The organism is Clostridium ihumii AP5 (assembly GCF_000612845.1).
In the GTDB taxonomy this organism is placed as follows: domain Bacteria; phylum Bacillota; class Clostridia; order Clostridiales; family Clostridiaceae; genus Clostridium_J; species Clostridium_J ihumii.
The window spans coordinates 1-19,775 of record NZ_CCAT010000067.1; the positions used below are offsets into that span (position 1 = coordinate 1).

Here is a 19,775-nt window from a genome sequence, read left to right on the forward strand (position 1 = left end):
ATAGCTATAGTTTCATTTTCCTTAATTTTTAAATTTACACTATTTAAAGATTTATTTTTTGAATATGGGTATATAAAAGATACATCATTCATAACAATGTCAAAAGTATCTATATCTATATCTATATCTTTACCAGTTTCTTCAGGTATTTCTAAAAATCTTATAAAGTTTCTAACAGCTCCTAAACCTTTTGTGAGTTCACCTATATGATTACAAATTATTTCTTTCATTATACTAAACATTATATCTACCGATGCAAAAACAGCTCCGAATGCACCTATTGATATCTCTCTTTGCATTAATGCCCTAAACAATAAATATAAAACACTGGCATATCCTAAAAGTGTTACTATACTCATGCCAATTTCAATAAAATCTACTTTTCTCTCTGCTTTCCATATGTTTTTATTTAGTAACCTTAATGATTTTAAATGCAAATCTTTAAAATATCCAAAAATCCCTAAATTTCTAGTCTCTTTATAATACTCTTTTTCTACCATGCAACTTTCATAATAATTATTTTCTCTTCTTAATGGAGCTGCTTCATCTTCTAAATCTCCAAATACTTTCACCCTAACAAATTGTGTTAATGCTACTGGTATAAATATTAATATGATTGAAAATGCTAAAATAGGTTTTAATTTATAAAGATAAATTCCCATAAAAATAAAATAAGGAACATAAAATGTTAACAACAATACAATGACTATAACTATTTCTACACTAGCAGTTACTCCCTCTTTAGCCTTATTTATATCATCTAAAAATTTAGGGTTTTCAAAATAAATTGGTCTTATATTTCCAGACTTTTCATTTACTATTTTATTCATAGAACCTGTTATTTTCTTTACTAAATTCATACTTGCAAAGTTACTAAGTCCATTCAAAATCTGATTTATAATAAGTACTATTCCTAACAATATAGTCATATAAACTACATTCTTAAACTCACCTTTCATTTTTATAGTATTTGCCACCGTATCAAAAAACTTTTGAGTCATAAATGTGTTTACTCCAAAAGAAACTCCATGAAAAACACCTAATATACTACTAAAAATAAAATATAATGGACAAGTCAAAAAAGCTATTGGTACTACTGTTTTTAGCATTTTGAAAATAGATATACGTTTATTATTATTTATCATAAGTACCAACTCCTTTGACTTTCATACATTTTCTTATATGTTCCATTTAAATTCATTAATTTTTCATGTGATCCACACTCTACAACTTTTCCATTATCTATAACAAAAATTTCATCCGCAAGTTTAGTGGAACCAAGTCTATGGCTTATAAAGATAGTAGTTCCACCTCTACTTATTTTTTCAAATTCCTTGTACATATTGCTTTCACTTATTGGATCTAATGCTGCTGTTGGTTCATCTAAAATTTTAAGTGATGCATTACTTACGATAGCTCTAGCAATTCCTATTCTTTGCCACTGTCCCCCTGAAAGATCTATGCCATCATTCTTAATTTTTCCAAGCACAGTATTGAGTCCTTTAGATAATTTTTCTACAAATTCATATAATCCAACAGTTTTTAACGTTTCCTCTATATATTTATCTTCCTTTGCCATATTATTTATATTTCCTAATGCAATATTATCTTTAATACTTATATAATATTTTGAAAAGTCTTGCCAAACTACTGAAGTTAAAACCTTTAATTCACTTTTTGTATATTCATTTATACTTTTTTGATTTATAAGAATGTCTCCCTCAAATTCTTCATATAATCCTGTTATTAATTTTATTATTGTGCTCTTTCCTGCACCATTCGTTCCTACAAATGCATAATGCTTTCCTTCTTCTATTACAAATGAAAGATTTTTTAATACATAATTATTTGTTTCTGGATACTTAAAAGATACATTTTTAAATTCTAAAGACTTAACTTTAATTTGTTTTTTATATGGTTTATCTATGGCACCATCACTTTCATCTAATTTTACAAATTCATCTAAATCTTTTAGATATTCAGCATTCCTTGCAAGTTGATCTGAGTAATTTGTTAACTCCCATGACATCATTTGTATTAATGCAAACACTGCATTTGAAATTGATATAAAAAGTCCAATACTAATTTTTTCATCTAAAACTGGTTTTATAAAAACAAGTATTATTAATATGGAAAGTATTGCAGTTAATATGCCACTACATTTCATTTTTATAAACCACTTTACTTCCTCTTTATACTCTATTTTCCTTGCAATTTCATATTGTTCTTTCCAGTTTTCATTTATCTTATTTGTATATCCAAATAAAATTCGCTCATCTACACAGTCTCTTCCTAAAAGAACATCACTTAAATATTCAAATTTTCTTTTATATTTTGAAACTTTTCTCTCTGCATTATATGTAGCCTTGCCTCCTTTTAATGCTACTTTAAATAGTGGAACTGAAACTAAAACTATAGTAAATGGAGTCCACCAAACTTTGGTGAATAACACAATTAATAATCCTAATACCCTAATTACCATACTGCTCATTGATAATAAATCTCTATATGCATTTTTACATTTGCTTTCTGCATCTTTTGAAACCCTAGATATTAAATCCCATATATGTTCATTTTCAATATATTTATATTTTAATTTTGCTCTTTTTTCTATTATTTTAACTTTAAAACTTTCTCTTAGTTTAATTTCTAATTTTGTTTCTATCATCCTTATAACATTATTTGAAATCCATACATAAGCTATTAAAATCATTATTAGTGCTATATACATAAAAATATCACTATAATCTCTTTCACCTTTAAATATTAATATTGCTACATCTAAAAACTTAGCTGTAACTATTACTTGTAATGTTGGAACTACCCCATTTAAAATTGAAAATACAAATAATAATAACGAATAAATTTTTGATGCTTTAAATGGTATTTTTATAATATCCATAATGTTATAAGTTTTTGATTCTAATTTAAATTCCAACTCTATCATCATTTTAACTTATTTCCATTTTTTATTCATTTCAATAAATTCTTTCTGTTCTCCATTAGCATTCATTATAAACTCATCAATTTTTTTGAAACCTATTTTTTCATATACTTTTATAGCTCTCTTATTAAACTTTGCAACTAATAGATTAATTTCATTATACTTGAATTTGCTTTTTCCAAATTCTAAAGCTTTTTCTACAACTTCTTTACCAAGTCCTTTTCCCGTAAGTTCTGGCTTCATTTGAATGCCAAATAAAAGCATCTCTTTACCATTATCATCTTCATCTCTATCAAAACAACAATTTCCTATAAGTTCATTATTTTCATTGTAAATGACAAATGCAAATTCATCTTCAAACATGTTTTCTATACATTCTTTTTTGGCTTTTGTTTTATCATTGTCATAAAATGAATACTCCCCTTCAAATTTCCAATTTGCCATTAACTTTGACTCTTCTGTTGTAGCTTTTCTAAAATCTAAATTCATTTTTCCCCCTCCTCAAATAACTTCTATACTAAAATACTAACATAGCCCTAAAGGAAACTATATCCCTTAAACAATTACTAATTAAACTTGAGAATATAGACTTTCAAATAATAGAAGCATAAAAAAGAACCTAAAAAGCTTTAACTACTTCTTAGATTCTTTTCTATTTTACATATTTTAAAATTAAACTGTTTCCTCTTCTCTTAAATACCATTGTCTTTGTGCATCATACATTTCTCTATATTTCCCATTACTCTCCATTAGTTCTTCATGACTTCCTATTTCTGATATTTTTCCATCATCCATAACCACTATTCTATTTGCAATTTTAGCTGAGCCTAATCTATGAGTAACTATTATTGCTGTATTCCCCTTAGCCATTTCTGAAAACTTTTTATATATTTTTGTTTCTTCAACAGGATCTATTGCTGCTGTTGGTTCATCTAAAACTATCATCTTATGATTTTTATAAAATCCTCTTGCAATAGCAACTCTTTGCCACTGTCCACCAGAAAGATCCACACCATCAAACTCTCTTGAAAGCATTGTTTCATATCCATCTGGAAAACTTTTTTTATTTACATCTAAATCAGACTTATATATAGAATTATCAAAATTATTTTCAATGTACTTATCATCACCATCTACATACCCAATAACTACATTTTCTTTAAGTGTCATTTTATATCTTTGATATTTTTGAAAAACACATGAAATATCCTTATACAATGATTTCATTGATGCTTTTTTAGTATCTACATTCCCTATGTTTACAGTTCCTTCTGTTGGCATATAAATACCCATTATAAGCTTTACTAACGTAGTTTTTCCTGCTCCATTTTCACCTACAATAGCTATAGTTTCATTTTCTTTTATTTTTAAATTTACACTATCCAGTGATTTTTTATTAGCACATGGATATTGGAATGAAACATTGTCTATATCAATCCCTATTGCTCCATTTGTATAAATTTCTTCACCACATCTTTCAGGCATATCTAAAAATCTAATAAAATTTCTAACTAAACCTATTTCCTTGGTAATACTACCAATGTGCATATAAACTATTTCTTCCATCATTCCAAACATCATATCTACAGATGCAAATACTGCTCCAAATGCTCCTATAGATATTTCCTTTTTCATTAATGCATCTAATAATAGATATAAAACACCAGCATATCCCAAAAAAGTTAATATACTCATAGAAAGTTCTATAATTGCTGCCTTCTTCTCAGCTTTCCATATATTATTATTAAGCAACTTTACAGCATCAGTATATAATTTTCTAAAATAATTAAATGCACCTAAAATTCTAGTTTCCTTATAATATTCCTTTCCAACTATACAACCTTCATAATATTCAGTCTGCCTTCTTAATGGTGCTGACTTATCTTCTAAATCTCCAAATATTTTAACTCTAACAAATTGGGTAAATGCTACTGGTATAAATATTATTACTAATGATATAGCTAAAATAGGTTTTAATCTATAAAGATAAATTGCCATGAAAATAATATATGGAAAATAACACATAAGTATAAAACTAAGTACTAGAATAAGATTAATACTTCCCTTAGCTCCTTCTTTTGCCTTATTTATATCATCCAAACATTTAGGATTTTCAAAATCAACCTGATTAAGCTTTCCAGCTTTTTCATTAATTAACTTCAAAAACTTTCCTGTCATCTTCTTTTCCATATTATTGCTCATAAAATTAGAAACACCATTCAGTACTTGACTTATAACAAGCACAATGCCAAGTACTATAGCACCATAAAGTATTTTTGAAAATGATCCTCCTAATCTTACTTCTCTTTCTGTTAAGTCAAAAAATCTTTGTGTTACATAGGTATTTACACCAAAACTCATTCCATGAAATATTCCTACAATGTTATTAATAATAAAATATATAGGGCATGCAAACAACGCTAATGGTATTGTTTTCTTTAGTATTGTAAAAAAAGATATTCCTTTATTATTATCCATCATAAATACCATCCCCTTTGACTTTCATACATATTTTTATATATTCCATCTATATTCATAAGTTCATCATGAGAACCACTTTCTGCAACTTTACCATTGTCTATAACAAAAATTTCATCAGCTAGTTTAGTAGAACCGAGTCTATGACTTATGAAAATAGTAGTTCCTCCTCTACTTATTTTTTCAAACTCCTCATACATATTACTTTCACTTATTGGATCTAATGCTGCCGTTGGTTCATCTAAAATTTTAAGTGAAGCATTACTTACAATTGCTCTAGCAATTCCTAGTCTTTGCCACTGTCCTCCAGAAAGATCTATTCCATTGTCCTTTATTTTTCCAAGCTCTGTATCTAACTTATTTGGGAGAGTATCTACAAAATCATTTAATTTAACTGTTTTTATAGCTTCATATATATATCCATCATCAGATTTATTCTCCATAGAATTAATATTTCCTAGTGCAACATTATCTTTCAATTTTACAAAATATTTCGAAAAATCTTGATGCACTATAGCAAATAAAGATTTTAATTCGCTCTTTGTATATTCTCTTATACTTTTATCGTTTATAAGGATTTCACCTTCAAAGTTATCGTATAAACCAGTTATAAGTTTTGTTATTGTACTTTTTCCTGCACCATTTGTTCCTACAAATGCATAGTGTTTTCCTTCATCAATTTTAAAAGAAAGTTCCTTTAGTATATAATTATTAGTTCCTGGATATTTAAAAGACACATTTTTAAATTCTAAGGATTTTACATTTTCAGAAATGTTATAAGGCTTCTCTATAGCACCTTCACATTCATCTAAATTTACTAATTCACTTAAATCTTTTAAATACTCTTTATTTTTTGCTAAGGTATCTGCAATATTAGAAATCTGCCATGACATTATTTGAATTAAACCAAAAACTGCATTAGATATAGCTATAAAAAATCCTATAGTAATTTCACCATTTAAAACTGGCTTTATAAATACTATAATTATAATTACTGAAAGCAATGTTGTTATAACTCCACTAGACTTCATTTTTATAAACCACTTCAAAAGTACTTTATACTCTATTTTTCTAGCAGTTTCATATTCATTTATCCATTTTTCATTTATATCATCAGTATATCTAAATAAACTTCTTTCATCTACAGCTTCTCTTCCTGTAAGAACTTCTCCCAAATACTCAAATTTTCTTTGATACTTTGAAAGTATTCTCTCTGCATCATAACTAGCCTTTCCACCTTTTAAAGCTAATTTTAACAATGGCACTGAGATTGCTATTATAACAAGTGGTGTCCACCATACTTTTGTAAATAATATAAAAAGTAATCCTATAACTTTAATTGAAAATTTACACATAGCTAATAGATTTTTATACGCATCTTTACACTTAATTTCACTATCTTTAGAAACCCTTGACATTAAATTCCAAGTCTCATCGTTTTCTATATACCTATACTCTAACTTCGCCCTTTTTTCCATTATACTAGTTTTAAAACTTTCTCTTAGTTTAATTTCCAGCTTTGCCTCTACAAGTTTTGCTAACTTGTCAGAAACCCAAATATATGCAAGTAATACTATTAATATGATTATTGGAGCAATTACTTCATTATAACTTTTTTCATTTTTAAATACTGCAATTGCTGTATCTAAAAAAGTAGCTGTTACCACTACTTGAAAAGTAGGGACTATTCCATCTAATAAGCTAATTATAAACAACAATATTGTATATAGTTTAGATGCTTTAAATGGAATTCTTACAATGTCAAAGGTTTTGTAATATTTCTTTTCTAACCCAATCTCCAAAATTTTCTCCTCCTTAATAATTTTAAATTGCTAAAATATAAAAATTCTAAATGCATACAATTTATGTAATTTATTTCCCTTTTATATTATATTACTATTTTATTAAAATTCTATTTACAATATATTCTATTTTTTTAAACAAACTCCAATACATTATAAAGGTTTAAGCAAAAGCTTAAACCTTTATAATAAAATTATTATTTAATTATATTTCTCAGAACTTATTATTCTTCTTATACTTTTTTCAGAAAGATAATATTCTTCTGATAATTTTGAAACTGAATATCCATTACTATATTTATTAAAAATACATCTATTTCTTTCTTTAAGACTTCTTCTAGTTCCATTTTTTTCTCCCCAAGATTTCTTTTCTCCATCTTTTCTTGGAATATATAAACACTCTCCATCTATATATTTTTGAATTATTTTTATTACTTCATCTGGTAAAACAGTTTCAGCCTTAATATAAGCCATATCTTTGCTCCTCCTTATAATATTTATAAAGATTTATCAGCAAAGACTGCTATAATAACTTTTACGCTCATAACAAAAACATAAGTTTTTATCTTATATAGGGTTCTAAATTCATCTTTAAAATTATTAACTCCAAAACTTAAAATCCCTAAATAGTGAGACTAGCTCGCAACCATCTTAAATTAAATATTTGTTTTGAAATCAATATATTTACAACTAAAAAATAGTTTTAAATTGGAGCTTGTTTCCTCTATAGCAGTCATTGCTATGAGCCTTCATAAAGTCTTAAATAAAAGATAGTTCTTTTATCTACTGTAATTAACAATCTATATCCCTCCAAACATATCTTACATTATTTGAAATCATTTCCTTTTTATTATATCATTTTTTTATGTAAAAACATTGAAAAACTGTAAGATTTTACTCCTACAGTTTTTTTATTTATTCTAGTTAGGTTTTTTTATATTATTTTAATATATCTACATCTTCACCTTTTAAAACCTTTTTCATGTTTCTAACTGCACACATTTTTCCACACATAGTGCAAGTATCACTATGCTGTGGAAGTGATTCTTCTCTATATCTTTTTGGTTTTTCACTATCTATTGCAATTTCAAACATCTTATCCCAATCAAGATCCTTTCTTGCTTTGCCCATTTCATTATCTCTTTCTCTAGCTCCATTTACACCTTTTGCTATATCACCAGCATGAGCTGCTATTTTACATGCAACTATTCCTTCTTTCATATCTTCTAGATTTGGAAGTCTTAAGTGTTCTGCTGGTGTAACATAACATAAGAAATCAGCTCCATAAGTTGCTGCTATAGCTCCACCTATAGCACTTGTTATATGGTCATATCCTGGCGCTATATCTGTAACTAAAGGTCCAAGTACATAAAATGGTGCACCATGACAAAGTTTTTTCTCTAAAATCATATTAGCTTCTATTTCATTTATAGCCATATGTCCTGGTCCTTCTATAATAACTTGTACACTTCTTTCCCATGCTCTTTTTGTAAGCTCTCCAAGAACCATAAGTTCTTTAATTTGAGATGCATCACTACTATCATCTATACATCCTGGTCTGCATGCATCACCAAGACTTAATGTTAAATCATATTTTTCACATATATCTAATAATCTATCAAAATGTTCATAGAATGGATTTTCCTTGTTGTTAAGCTCCATCCAAGCATATAATAATGAACCGCCTCTTGAAACTATATTTGTAAGTCTAGGATTTCTTTTAAATGTTTCAACAGTTTCTCTATTTAATCCTGCATGAATAGTTACAAAGTCAACACCATCTTTAGCATGTTTTTCAACTACATCAAAAAACTCATCTACAGTTAAATCTTTAAGTTCTTTATCATAAAAACCAACTACATCATACATTGGAACTGTTCCTATTATTGCTGTAGACATATCAATAAGTTTTTTTCTAAACTCATAAGTTTTTCCATAGTTACTTAAATCCATTATTGCATCTGCATTCATATCTAATGCAACTTTAACTTTTTCAAGCTCTGCATCTACATTGCAGCAATCTCTTGATATACCTAAGTTAACATTTATTTTTGTAGTTAAACCTTGTCCTACACCCTTTGCTACTAAACTTTTATGATTTTTATTTGCTGGTATAGCTACTTTCCCCTCTGCTACTAACTTTCTTAAAGTTTCAACTTCCATTTTTTCATTCTTAGCTACTATTTCCATCTCTTTTGTTATAATATTTTTTTTAGCAGCATCCATTTGAGTTGTATATTGCATAATTAAATCCCCTTTCATACTTATAAAATTATACTTATATTTTTAAAATGATGTTGAAAAAACATTTCTTATTGAATTTATCTTTTCAGTGATGTCACTAGCTCCAACTAATTCAGAAATCATAGCAACACAATTTCCACCATTTTCTATAACTGACTTAATATTTTCTTCTTTAATTCCACCAATTGCAACACTTGGCATATTTATATTTTCTGAGACCCATTTTAAATAATTTAAACCATCACTTTTTTCTATGTTCTTCTTAGTATTTGTATCAAACATAGGACCAACGCCAATGTAATCAATTACATTTGAATAATATAATTCTAAAGCTTCTAAAGCTTGTTTCTTATTATGTGTTGAAAGTCCAATTATAAAATTTGGATTTAAATTTCTAACAACAACAGGTTTTAAATCCTCTTGTCCTAAATGTACTCCATCAGCATTAGCAGCTAAAGCAATATCAATATCATCATTAACTATAAAAGTTACATCTGTTCCTTTAAGAATTTTCTTAATCTCCAAGCATTGATTTATCTTATAATTCTTATCTCTATTTTTCTCTCTATACTGAATTACTTTAATTCCATTCTCCACTAACTCTTTTATAACTGTTATATTATCTTTTCCATTTGAAAAATCTTCACCTAAAATAGCATATATACTATCTTTAAAGATAAATTTTCTTTTAATCATTTCTTTTTCAAGTTCATATGATTTAAATCTTAATTTTTCGTATTTTTTACCTATTTCGTAATTTCCCAAAATTTTTAATATTTCTTCTATTGTTCTTAAACCTTCTTGAGCTCTTTTAAAATTAGATTTTATAATATCATCTACAGTATTCTTTTTATCCAAAGTAGATGCTTCCGAAATTTTTCTTCCAACATCGCCACTTGAATCTCTGCTATATATAAGTTCATTTGAACTAAAAGTTTTTCTTACTTCATGACGAAGCTCTCGAAGCTTCTTTGTTGTATATGTATTTTCAAAATGAAATCTTGAAATATCCTCTAAAACTCGTATACCTTCACAAACTCTATTAATATTTGCATCCACAGCTCTATATAATGACATAATCTTCAGTCACCCCTTTATTCTATCTCATAACTTTTTGCAAAAATAAAAAGCTTGCACCTAGGCAAGCTTAAAACATACAAACATCATAAATTAACTTAACAATTTGCTTCCCTACGGTGGTATTAACCACATCAGGTTCAAGAGTTAGACATAATCTTCTCAGCCTTAAGGCACCCCTAGCTACATTTCCAATATTCAATTCTTCTTACATCTTCATTATAACAACATTTACACATATTGCAACATAAATTTTCAAATTATTTATTTTATTTCCAAATTAATTTTATTTATAATTCTTACCAAACTCCATATTTACATCAACAACTTTTCCTGAAAAATCCACTTGCTCACTTGATACACTTAACAAATTATCTGCTTTCTTTTGTGTATCTACTATCGCTCCAACTGGAACATATTTACCTTCAGATATCCTAACACCACTAGTCACTATTGCTCCAGTATCAATATAACAGTTATCTTCAACTATAGCATTAGAAACAACCGCTCTAAATCCCACGAATGTATGATTTCCAATAATAACTGGCCCATGAATTAATGCTCCATGCGCTATACTTACTTTTCTTCCAACATAAATTGAATACTCATTATCATTTACATAAAATTTATTATTCTTTAATCCATGAAATATAACTCCATCTTGTATATTAGAACCAGATCCTATATAAAATGGACTTCCCTCATCTGCCCTTAACACTACACTACAACCTACAAAAACATCTTTTTCTATGCTTACATCTCCTATCACACTAGAAAATGGTCCTATAAATACACTTTCATCTATTTTAGGAAATACACTTGTAGTATTAAACACAGTACTTGGATTTTCAGAAACAAAATAAGCATACACATTTCTTAGCCTTATTGGTTCATACTTTTCATCTTTAATATTATACATCTCAACACCTTAATCACTAAGTAATATACTTTATTATATTAACTTTAATACAAGTTGTTAAAATTATAAACCCCAATACAACAAACTACTCTGTTACATTGGGGTATGGTGGAGGTGAAGCGTAACTCTTAGCACCCCGGACTTAGTTTTGTGAAAAATAATAATCTTCTTAAATATAATTGTTAAACATCCTTTGTAAGGCTAACTCATCAACTATTTCATTATATTCATTCAAATCTAATAACTTCTTATACTCTATGATCTCTAATATTTTTATAATTTCTATATAAACAACCCTCAATTCCTCTACAGCTTGATTAAAACTTTTATCATGCAATAAATCTCTCTAAATTATATATTTTTTTCTATACACATCACACATAGAAAAGCATAATCACTAAAACTTTTCTTCTGGTGATTCTACTTTTTTATCGTATAATATTTACTTTATTCTGTTCTAATATGAACTTTTTAGCATCTATTAATTTATCAAATGCCTCATTTATAGCTTTTACTATCTTAGGTCCAACTCTATTAAAGCCAAAAACTTTTGCAGTAATACTTATCAAATCATCTTTAGTAAGTCCAAAACTTTTCTGAACAATTGTAATCATAGCTTCTTGAAGTTCTTCCATAGATATGTATTGTATCTGTCTCACCTCATAAGCATTTTCTTCTGGTATCCTAACAACTGCTTTAGTTGCATTATTATACCAACAGTAACCATTTATCACATTAACAAATTTGCCACAATAGTTGCTAATAATGTATGACACTTCATTTCTTATTTTTGAAGTAACTTTTTGATTTCCCAAAACCGGAGCTAGTCTTTTACATAACAATTCAAAATTTATTGGATATTCTTCCTGTATAATACACTTTATTAACTCTGATATATATAATTTAAAATCACCATTTGGTATTATTCTAGATGTATTAGCTTCTTTATAGATTTTAAAACCATAAGGATTATATTTGTCAATGACTTTCTTTTCTTCTATTAAATAATCTTCACCTGATAAAATTTCATTACTGTTGTCTTTATTAGATTCTAGTGCACCTGTGTATTTTTCTTCAATTTTATTACCATATTGCGCAATGGCCTTTTCAATGGCTTTAATTAAATTATTACCTTCAGTATTTTTGTCTTTAATCCAATCTGTTGACCATATTCTATAAATTGTCCAACCTATATTTTCCAAAACACTTTGTCTCAACCTATCACGTTCCCTTGATGTTCTTGCACTATGATATGTAGCACCATCACATTCAATTCCTAATACATATGTTCCACTTAATGTAGGATGTTTTATTGCCATATCTATTCTATATCCTGAACAACCTACCTGAGTAGCAACATTATATCCTTTAGACACTAAATAATCATAAACTGACTCTTCAAATGGTGATTCTAAACATACAATTTCACTTTCTTTAATTTCATTTACAACAGCATTCATACCTTGCATTGCAAACTCCATGTAGCTCCTTAGCATTTTTACACCTTCTGCTTTTGTTCTACTCAAATCAATATCAGTTGGTAAAATTGACCCAACAAGTTTCACATTATACTTAGCTCTTGTTATTGCTACATTTAGTCTTCTATATCCACCAGTTCTACTTAAAGGCCCAAAATTCATATACATCTTTCCATTAAAATCTCTTGCATAACCAATACTAAAAATAATAGTATCTCGTTCATCACCTTGAACATTTTCTAGATTCTTTATGAAAAACGGTTCTTCTTTATCTTCATTAAAGAAATCTTCGTATTGTGGATTCTTTTTTCTTAGTTCTATTATTGCAAGTTCTATTGCATATTGCTGTGATTGGCTGAATGTAACAACTCCAAGTGATCTATTAGGTAACTTTCTAAAATGTTCCAAAACCATTTCAGCAACTTTATTTGCTTCTTTTAAATTATACCTCTTTCCTGATTTTTCATATACACCATCTGGTACATGTATATACTCTACTCCATTATCTTTTACTTTATCTATGTTAGATGGAAATGTAATTAAATTCCCACCATAAATTTTTATATTTGAAAAAGCAATAAGGTGTTCATGTCTACTACGATAATGCCATAAAAGTGTTCTTTCTGGTAATACACTGAGTGCTTCATCTAATACTGATTCATAAGAATCTGAGTCATCGTTTTCTTCTTCATCATTATCAAAGTCACTGTCAGACAAACTTGCATTAAAGAAATTTGTTGGTGGTAATTGTTCTTTATCACCTGCAATTATAATTTGTTTTCCTCTATGTATTGCACCTATAGCATCCTCTGTACATACTTGTGAAGCTTCATCAAATATTACAAGATCGAAGTTATATTTTTCTGATTCTAAAAACATACTTACTGATAATGGAGACATCATTAAGCAAGGTTTTAATGTTAAAATTAGTTCAGGAATATTATTAAATAATTTTCTAAGAGACATAATATTCCTCTGCTTACTAGCCTCTCTTTTTAAAACTCCAACTTCATCTTTGGCTGATGTCATATAATTAATATCAGGCAGACTATTGATTAGTCTTTCCTTTATTCTATTTTGCGCAATTTTAAACTGACTTGTATCCAGCTTTTTAAATTCTTTAATTCTATCTTCCTGACTTCTCCTTCTAAATTGATTTATTGCTGGCATTTCATTCATAATATTGTCTAGCCATAATCTATAAAATCTTTTTAGGAATATAGGAATAATCATAGAGCTACTAATTTTTTCGCTTTCAATCTTATTTATATAGTCACTTAATCCTATTTCTATACACTTTTCTCTAGCTGTTCTATAATCAATCCATAATTCAAGTGAAGAAATACTATGTAAACACTCTTCTATTCTTATTTGAAGTTCATCTATGTTTACACTTAAAAATTCATCTTTGAAGAAAATACTAATAAACCAATTTAAATTACTTTTAGTGTTATTATCATATTCTATTAATCGATTATAATCTGCTTTTAAAGCATCTATAAATGTCTTATCCGAACATATAGAGCATTTAAATTCATAATTGATATTATAATTTTTTGAAATGACTTTAAACTTTCCAACCCACTCTAATTTTCTTATAATATCATCCCAATTACTTTCAATTCCTTGATATAAAAATCTATATTTTTTTTCTAGCAAATCTTCTTTCTCTTTTATGTCATTACATATATTTTGTATTCTGATAAGTTTATTTAAATCCTGAAGATACACTTTGTATTGAAATTTTTGTTTCGCATATTTTATAAATGAATTATAACATTGGTTAGCTGAGTCAATATTATTCAAAATATCTTTTAAAAATTTCAAACAATCATTGAAATTAAATTCAAGCATATCTGCATTGGTCTTAAAATTTTCTTTAAATAGTTTGATATTCTCATTGCTCAATATATTTTCATTTAATACATTATAAATATTAATTAATTCCTCTAAATTACCACTGATAAGCATATATTTAATTTTTTTAGGAATAAGCTTATTGTTAAGTTCTGAGATAATGCTTTCAAAGTTATTCATTGATTTATTAATTTCGTCAAAGTCAGTATATTCAGCCTTGTAGTGTTTACCAAGATACAATTCAAATTTTTCTTTATTGTCTTCAAAATATTTTTTTAATTCTTGAATGCTCTTAATCTTATTAAGAACCTCAATACATTTTGCATTTTCTATTTTTTTAACTACTTCAATAGAATGTGATTTAAATAAATTTTTATCTACTTTATAATTTTTATTAAAGATTTTTAAAAATGAAGTATATTCAGTTTTAAATCTAACTATAATATTTTCATAATCTATATCCAATATTGATTTATCAAACTCTTTGAATAATTCATCAGTTTCAATTTTATATTTTTCATAATTATCTTTAAATTCTTGACAAATTCGTTTAGCTACTTGAAATTCTTCAAGTTCAAACCATTTAACAGTTGGCTTAGGATTTAAGATTATTAATTCAATTAGTTTTAGATTATTATTAATAAAAGCCATATTCATATCGGTCTCTTTAATATTAAATATATTTGATATATTTTTTGCTACTGAACAGATTTCCCTTGTAGAATCAATTACATCCAAGACTATTAACCTTAAATTACTAATACTATTTATTATCAAATCATCATCATTATCAAACTTTTCTTGATTTATTAGTTCTTTAAAATTGTTAAATACTGTAATAAAATCATTAAGCACTTTTTCCGCATTAATTATTAAGTATTCTTCACCATACCTAGAAGTAATAAAACTAATTAGTTCATTATATTCAGATTTAACATTATTAAATCTATTTGCCTCATTTGACAATTCATCTACATCTTCATCTATAAGCCAATTTTCTGGAACTATAAGAGACTCTGAACATACTAATAGGAATTCTTCTAATTTTTTTACCTCACTATATTTATTTTCAAATTCTATACTATACTTATTTAATAACTGTTTATATAAAACACTTAACTTCTGTACATTAGGTAATAAATCACCTAAATATTTTTCTATATCATGTCTTAGCTCATTTGTAACAATATTAATATTACAATTTCTCCAAGGATTTAATAAATAATCATTATTATTTTTCCCAACTGTTTTAGCAAACTCTTCTAAATAATACTTATATTCATTAAAATGCTTTTCATCCACATCTTTTATATTATCTATATTAAATATGATATTTTCTACATCAAGAAGCTTTGATAATGCCCCATTCACTTCATATACACTTTTATGCAATGGTTCACATATCTTATGGAGCTCATCACAATACTCATTCAATTTATTTCTTTCATGTTCTAATGTATCCAGATCATATAAAGCTTCTTCTCTCAATTTAACTTTATTAATTGTAAGCATTTCATATAATTCTTTTATTATATGTTTTTTATTTGCCTTATGACTATGTAAGGTTAAGCAGAAATCTCCAAGTTTTGCAGAAGATAATCTATTGTACACAACTTCTAATGCTGCCATTTTTTCAGCTACAAATAATACCTTTTTACCATCAGCTAATGCTTCAGAAATTATATTGGTTATAGTCTGACTTTTCCCTGTACCGGGTGGTCCTTGGAGTACAAAGCTAACTCCTTCCTTTGCATATAAGGCAGCGTCCTGTTGACTTGAATCTGCATCCAAAATTTGAAATACCTCTGATGGTCTTTTATTTTTATCGTGATTATAATTATTTAAACTTGCAGGTGGCTCCATAAGCTCATTCTTTTCTCCAGCTATTGCACTTACAATAGGGTTTAAACGTATCTTTTCTATGTTCTTTTCTAAATCATTATACATATTTATCTTCAAAAATGAAAGAAGCGAAATACTTGATTGCCTTTTAACAGTCCAATTATTCACTTTAATAATTTTTTCTAATAATTTCAAATAAGATTCAATACTATCTTCCTCATGATTAAAGTCAGGTAAAGTTATTCCATAATCATGTTCCATCTTAAATGCTAGTGTAGGATTAACAACAATATCATCATCTGTAGCACTTATAGTATATGGATCAGTTAACGATTCAAGCATCAATTTCACAGGTACTAATATTATAGGCGATAATAAAATTTGTTTAGAATTAGGACTCTCTGTCCATTCTAAAAAACCTAATGATAAATACAATGAATTAATCCCCTGCTCTTCTTTTGCAAGTTTTGATTTATTTCTCAAATTACCTAAAAGCCTCTGCTGCTCTTTTATAGCTAAATTAACCTTTAAGTCTCCTTCAACTATGCTATGCTTCTCATTCTCTTCTTCAGAATCATTACTGAATATTTCTGAAATTAAAGGAAAATCAAAATTTAATACCTTTTCATTTTCAACAAGTTCAGAATATAACTCATCTAATTCTAAATTTGTCACTTGAATTGATGATCTTCCATTTTCTTTATAATTAATCATCTTATTTCTTTTTCCTAAATCAAGAAGCCTCTTTTTCCAATTTTCTACCTTAACGTCTAAAAGTGACACTATTACCCCTCCATTATTCAACTATATACTATTTTATACAAATACTAACATTATGTCTATATATGACAATTATTAATATAATAATTCATATAAATCTGATTAAAATCACTTCTATATTTAAAACTTTCTTTTACAAGATTATGTGCAATCTCTAATACTTTCTTTGCTTAATCAGTGAATTTAATTTTAATATCTAAAATAAGTCTTTTATAAGGGGTTGAACACATATCATATTGAAAGTAATCATATTACTGGCAAGTGCTATTACGCACTCTTAACGTTCTGCCAATCGCATGCTTTTCCAAGCTGCACATAAAAGGTGTTTTTTACCTGACTTTTCTTAATTGCTTATACTCAAAATTTTCTTGTATTTGATTAGTTATATATTCCTCTATTATCTACCATTATTTCCTACTATATCCACACAATACACTCTACATCAAAATTGTCTATTTCCATATTTGTATTTCAAGTTTGTATGTCTATCAAATATCATTAGTGAACTTTTCACCTTTAAATACCCCATAAATTGCGAAATACTTAACTTCGGTAGAATACTTACAAATATATGTATAATATCTTTAAATGCATTTACTTGTATTATTTTTACTTCCTTTTTTTACATAACCTTCTAAGCATTACTTCTATATCTACTTTTATCTTTCCATAAATTATTTGTCTTCTATACTTTGGTACAAAAACTATGTGATATTTGCAATTCCATTTACTATGTGCTAAGCTACTATTGTCCATTTGGACACCTCCAATATAATTTAGTTTTGGTCGGCAAACCTAATTCTATTTTATATTGGAGTTTTTCTTTTTTCTACTCATAGCTATAAGCTTTTTAGAACCACTAGTTGAACTAGTGGTATTCAATATACAAAAGACACATTGAAAATTACTTCAATGTGTTTTTTGTAAATTATAACTTTTTTAATAAAGTCCTATTAAACTTCTTACATTATGGAAGATTTTTACTTAATATATAAGCAATAAAATTATTTAATATTGTTATAGCATATCTTTTTGTTACTATTTGAATTATTTTATTAAATTTTAATGTAGTTTTATTAAATTCTATTATTGATTTTCTTTACCTTAAACTTTTCTTACATAAGCTAGTTGTCATATACCCTAATGGAGTAATTATTCACTGTAATCCTTTTATAATAAGTTTTTTATTCTCATTTAACACAAAATGAATATCCCCCTAAAAGTAAGTTTATTTATTTGACATCGTACTATCTTTATAATCCTGATATAATTTATTAAAAGCTCTTTTTCCAACCGCCTTTGCAGTATCTTCTCCATAATATTCCTTCAATTCTTCCACTTTATCTATTGGTACTTCATACTGAATTATAACATTTTTACTTGCAAAATATGATTTGTTTTGTTTTATAAAGTTTATTACCTGTTCAAATAAAATGTTTTCTTCTTCATAAAACTTTGATTTATTTCCATGGTAAGTAATTTCTACAATACAATCTCTAAATGAGTAATTATGTTCATTTAATAAATTCCACTTAACTTTTTCTTTGCTTCTTTCTCCGTCATATATCATATAATCATTTATATATAAATCTACTCCATAACTACAATCTTTCTTTTTTCCAGCTCCACTTCCTCCAGCACTAAAATTTTTCTTACCTTTATATAAGTTTACTGTATATTTATCTAACAGGTGGCATGAATTTATCTTTTTAGCTTCAATATTCTTAGCTTCTAATTTTTCACCATTTAAATAAAGTATTAATTCTTTCTTGTTTATGAATTTACTATATATTCTTCCCAATTGATTATGTGTTTCTCTATTAAATAGTGTTTCATTATCCTTTTCTTTATATTTCTATTTAAATCACTTATATAAATTTTCGTTCCATCTACTTCATATGAGTTATACTTTATAGTTTCACTCTGAGACATTAATTCTTCACTTTGCGAGTTTATATCTAATGTAAGTTTTCTTGAACATTCCTTTCTATTCGAAGTTATTTCTATTTTATTTGCTAATGTGAAAAATGATTTTTTTATTCCTAATCCCGAAATATTCTCTCCATTATCATTTCCTATTTTAAATATATCTTCATCTGTTATGTTACTATTAATTCCTCCACTATTATCAACTATACTAATTGAATCCTCATTTATATTTATACTAACTTCACAAGGATTTTTATATGTTGTAATCATTTTTCTAGCTTCTATAGAATTATCTATGAATCTACTTAAAGATTTTGATATTTCCTCATTTTCACCTAAATATTCCTTTAGAATTTTTTTATTTATAATAACTTTAACAAGTCTTTTCATAACAACCCTTCTATATTAGTAATTTAATATTACTT

13 protein-coding genes, 1 pseudogene and 1 riboswitch are annotated in these 19,775 nt (G+C 26.8%); all 14 genes and pseudogenes read right to left on the bottom strand.

Annotated features, from left to right (window positions below; all coding sequences use genetic code 11):
- Positions 1 to 1,145 (bottom strand): ABC transporter ATP-binding protein (locus BN346_RS14355; protein WP_040329542.1); only part of this gene is annotated, 1,145 nt, incomplete at its 3' end.
- On the bottom strand, positions 1,142 to 2,902 hold the full coding sequence (locus BN346_RS14360; RefSeq protein WP_074432724.1) for an ABC transporter ATP-binding protein: 1,761 nt from the start codon (positions 2,900 to 2,902) through the stop codon (positions 1,142 to 1,144). The genes BN346_RS14360 and BN346_RS14355, both read right to left, overlap by 4 nt.
- A gap of 54 nt (positions 2,903 to 2,956) precedes the next feature.
- Positions 2,957 to 3,433 carry a GNAT family N-acetyltransferase gene (locus BN346_RS14365; RefSeq protein ID WP_040329544.1) on the bottom strand — a complete coding sequence of 159 codons (477 nt, stop codon included), beginning with the start codon at positions 3,431 to 3,433 and terminating at the stop codon, positions 2,957 to 2,959.
- Between the two features lie 183 nt (positions 3,434 to 3,616).
- Positions 3,617 to 5,425: an ABC transporter ATP-binding protein gene (locus BN346_RS14370; RefSeq protein ID WP_051540430.1), complete on the bottom strand. Its 1,809-nt coding sequence runs from the start codon at positions 5,423 to 5,425 to the stop codon at positions 3,617 to 3,619.
- Positions 5,422 to 7,224 carry an ABC transporter ATP-binding protein gene (locus BN346_RS14375; protein ID WP_158644499.1) on the bottom strand — a complete coding sequence of 601 codons (1,803 nt, stop codon included), beginning with the start codon at positions 7,222 to 7,224 and terminating at the stop codon, positions 5,422 to 5,424. Before BN346_RS14375 ends, BN346_RS14370 begins: the two co-directional genes overlap by 4 nt.
- 201 nt (positions 7,225 to 7,425) lie before the next feature.
- Positions 7,426 to 7,698 (bottom strand): CD3324 family protein, encoded by a 273-nt coding sequence (locus BN346_RS14380; protein ID WP_040329546.1) that lies wholly within the window; start codon positions 7,696 to 7,698, stop codon positions 7,426 to 7,428.
- A gap of 465 nt (positions 7,699 to 8,163) precedes the next feature.
- Positions 8,164 to 9,468, bottom strand: coding sequence for a phosphomethylpyrimidine synthase ThiC (thiC, locus tag BN346_RS14385; protein WP_040329547.1), 1,305 nt, complete (start codon positions 9,466 to 9,468; stop codon positions 8,164 to 8,166).
- A 42-nt stretch (positions 9,469 to 9,510) separates the two neighbouring features.
- Positions 9,511 to 10,545, bottom strand: a complete 1,035-nt coding sequence (thiE, locus tag BN346_RS21745; protein ID WP_158644500.1) for a thiamine phosphate synthase — start codon at positions 10,543 to 10,545, stop codon at positions 9,511 to 9,513.
- 94 nt (positions 10,546 to 10,639) lie between these two features.
- Positions 10,640 to 10,736, bottom strand: a riboswitch (TPP riboswitch).
- A gap of 95 nt (positions 10,737 to 10,831) precedes the next feature.
- Complete coding sequence (locus BN346_RS14395; protein WP_051540431.1) at positions 10,832 to 11,464, bottom strand: DapH/DapD/GlmU-related protein; 633 nt, start codon at positions 11,462 to 11,464, stop codon at positions 10,832 to 10,834.
- A gap of 169 nt (positions 11,465 to 11,633) precedes the next feature.
- Positions 11,634 to 11,801 carry a hypothetical protein gene (locus BN346_RS21750; protein WP_158644501.1) on the bottom strand — a complete coding sequence of 56 codons (168 nt, stop codon included), beginning with the start codon at positions 11,799 to 11,801 and terminating at the stop codon, positions 11,634 to 11,636.
- Between the two features lie 91 nt (positions 11,802 to 11,892).
- Complete coding sequence (locus BN346_RS14400) at positions 11,893 to 17,424, bottom strand: DUF4011 domain-containing protein (RefSeq protein WP_040329550.1); 5,532 nt, start codon at positions 17,422 to 17,424, stop codon at positions 11,893 to 11,895.
- A 326-nt stretch (positions 17,425 to 17,750) separates the two neighbouring features.
- Positions 17,751 to 18,177 (bottom strand): annotated as a pseudogene (gene tnpA, locus BN346_RS14405) (IS200/IS605 family transposase).
- Between the two features lie 472 nt (positions 18,178 to 18,649).
- Positions 18,650 to 19,222: a hypothetical protein gene (locus BN346_RS14410; RefSeq protein ID WP_040329552.1), complete on the bottom strand. Its 573-nt coding sequence runs from the start codon at positions 19,220 to 19,222 to the stop codon at positions 18,650 to 18,652.
- Positions 19,195 to 19,740 carry an ATP-binding protein gene (locus BN346_RS14415; RefSeq protein WP_040329553.1) on the bottom strand — a complete coding sequence of 182 codons (546 nt, stop codon included), beginning with the start codon at positions 19,738 to 19,740 and terminating at the stop codon, positions 19,195 to 19,197. Before BN346_RS14415 ends, BN346_RS14410 begins: the two co-directional genes overlap by 28 nt.
- Positions 19,741 to 19,775: the final 35 nt, after the last annotated feature.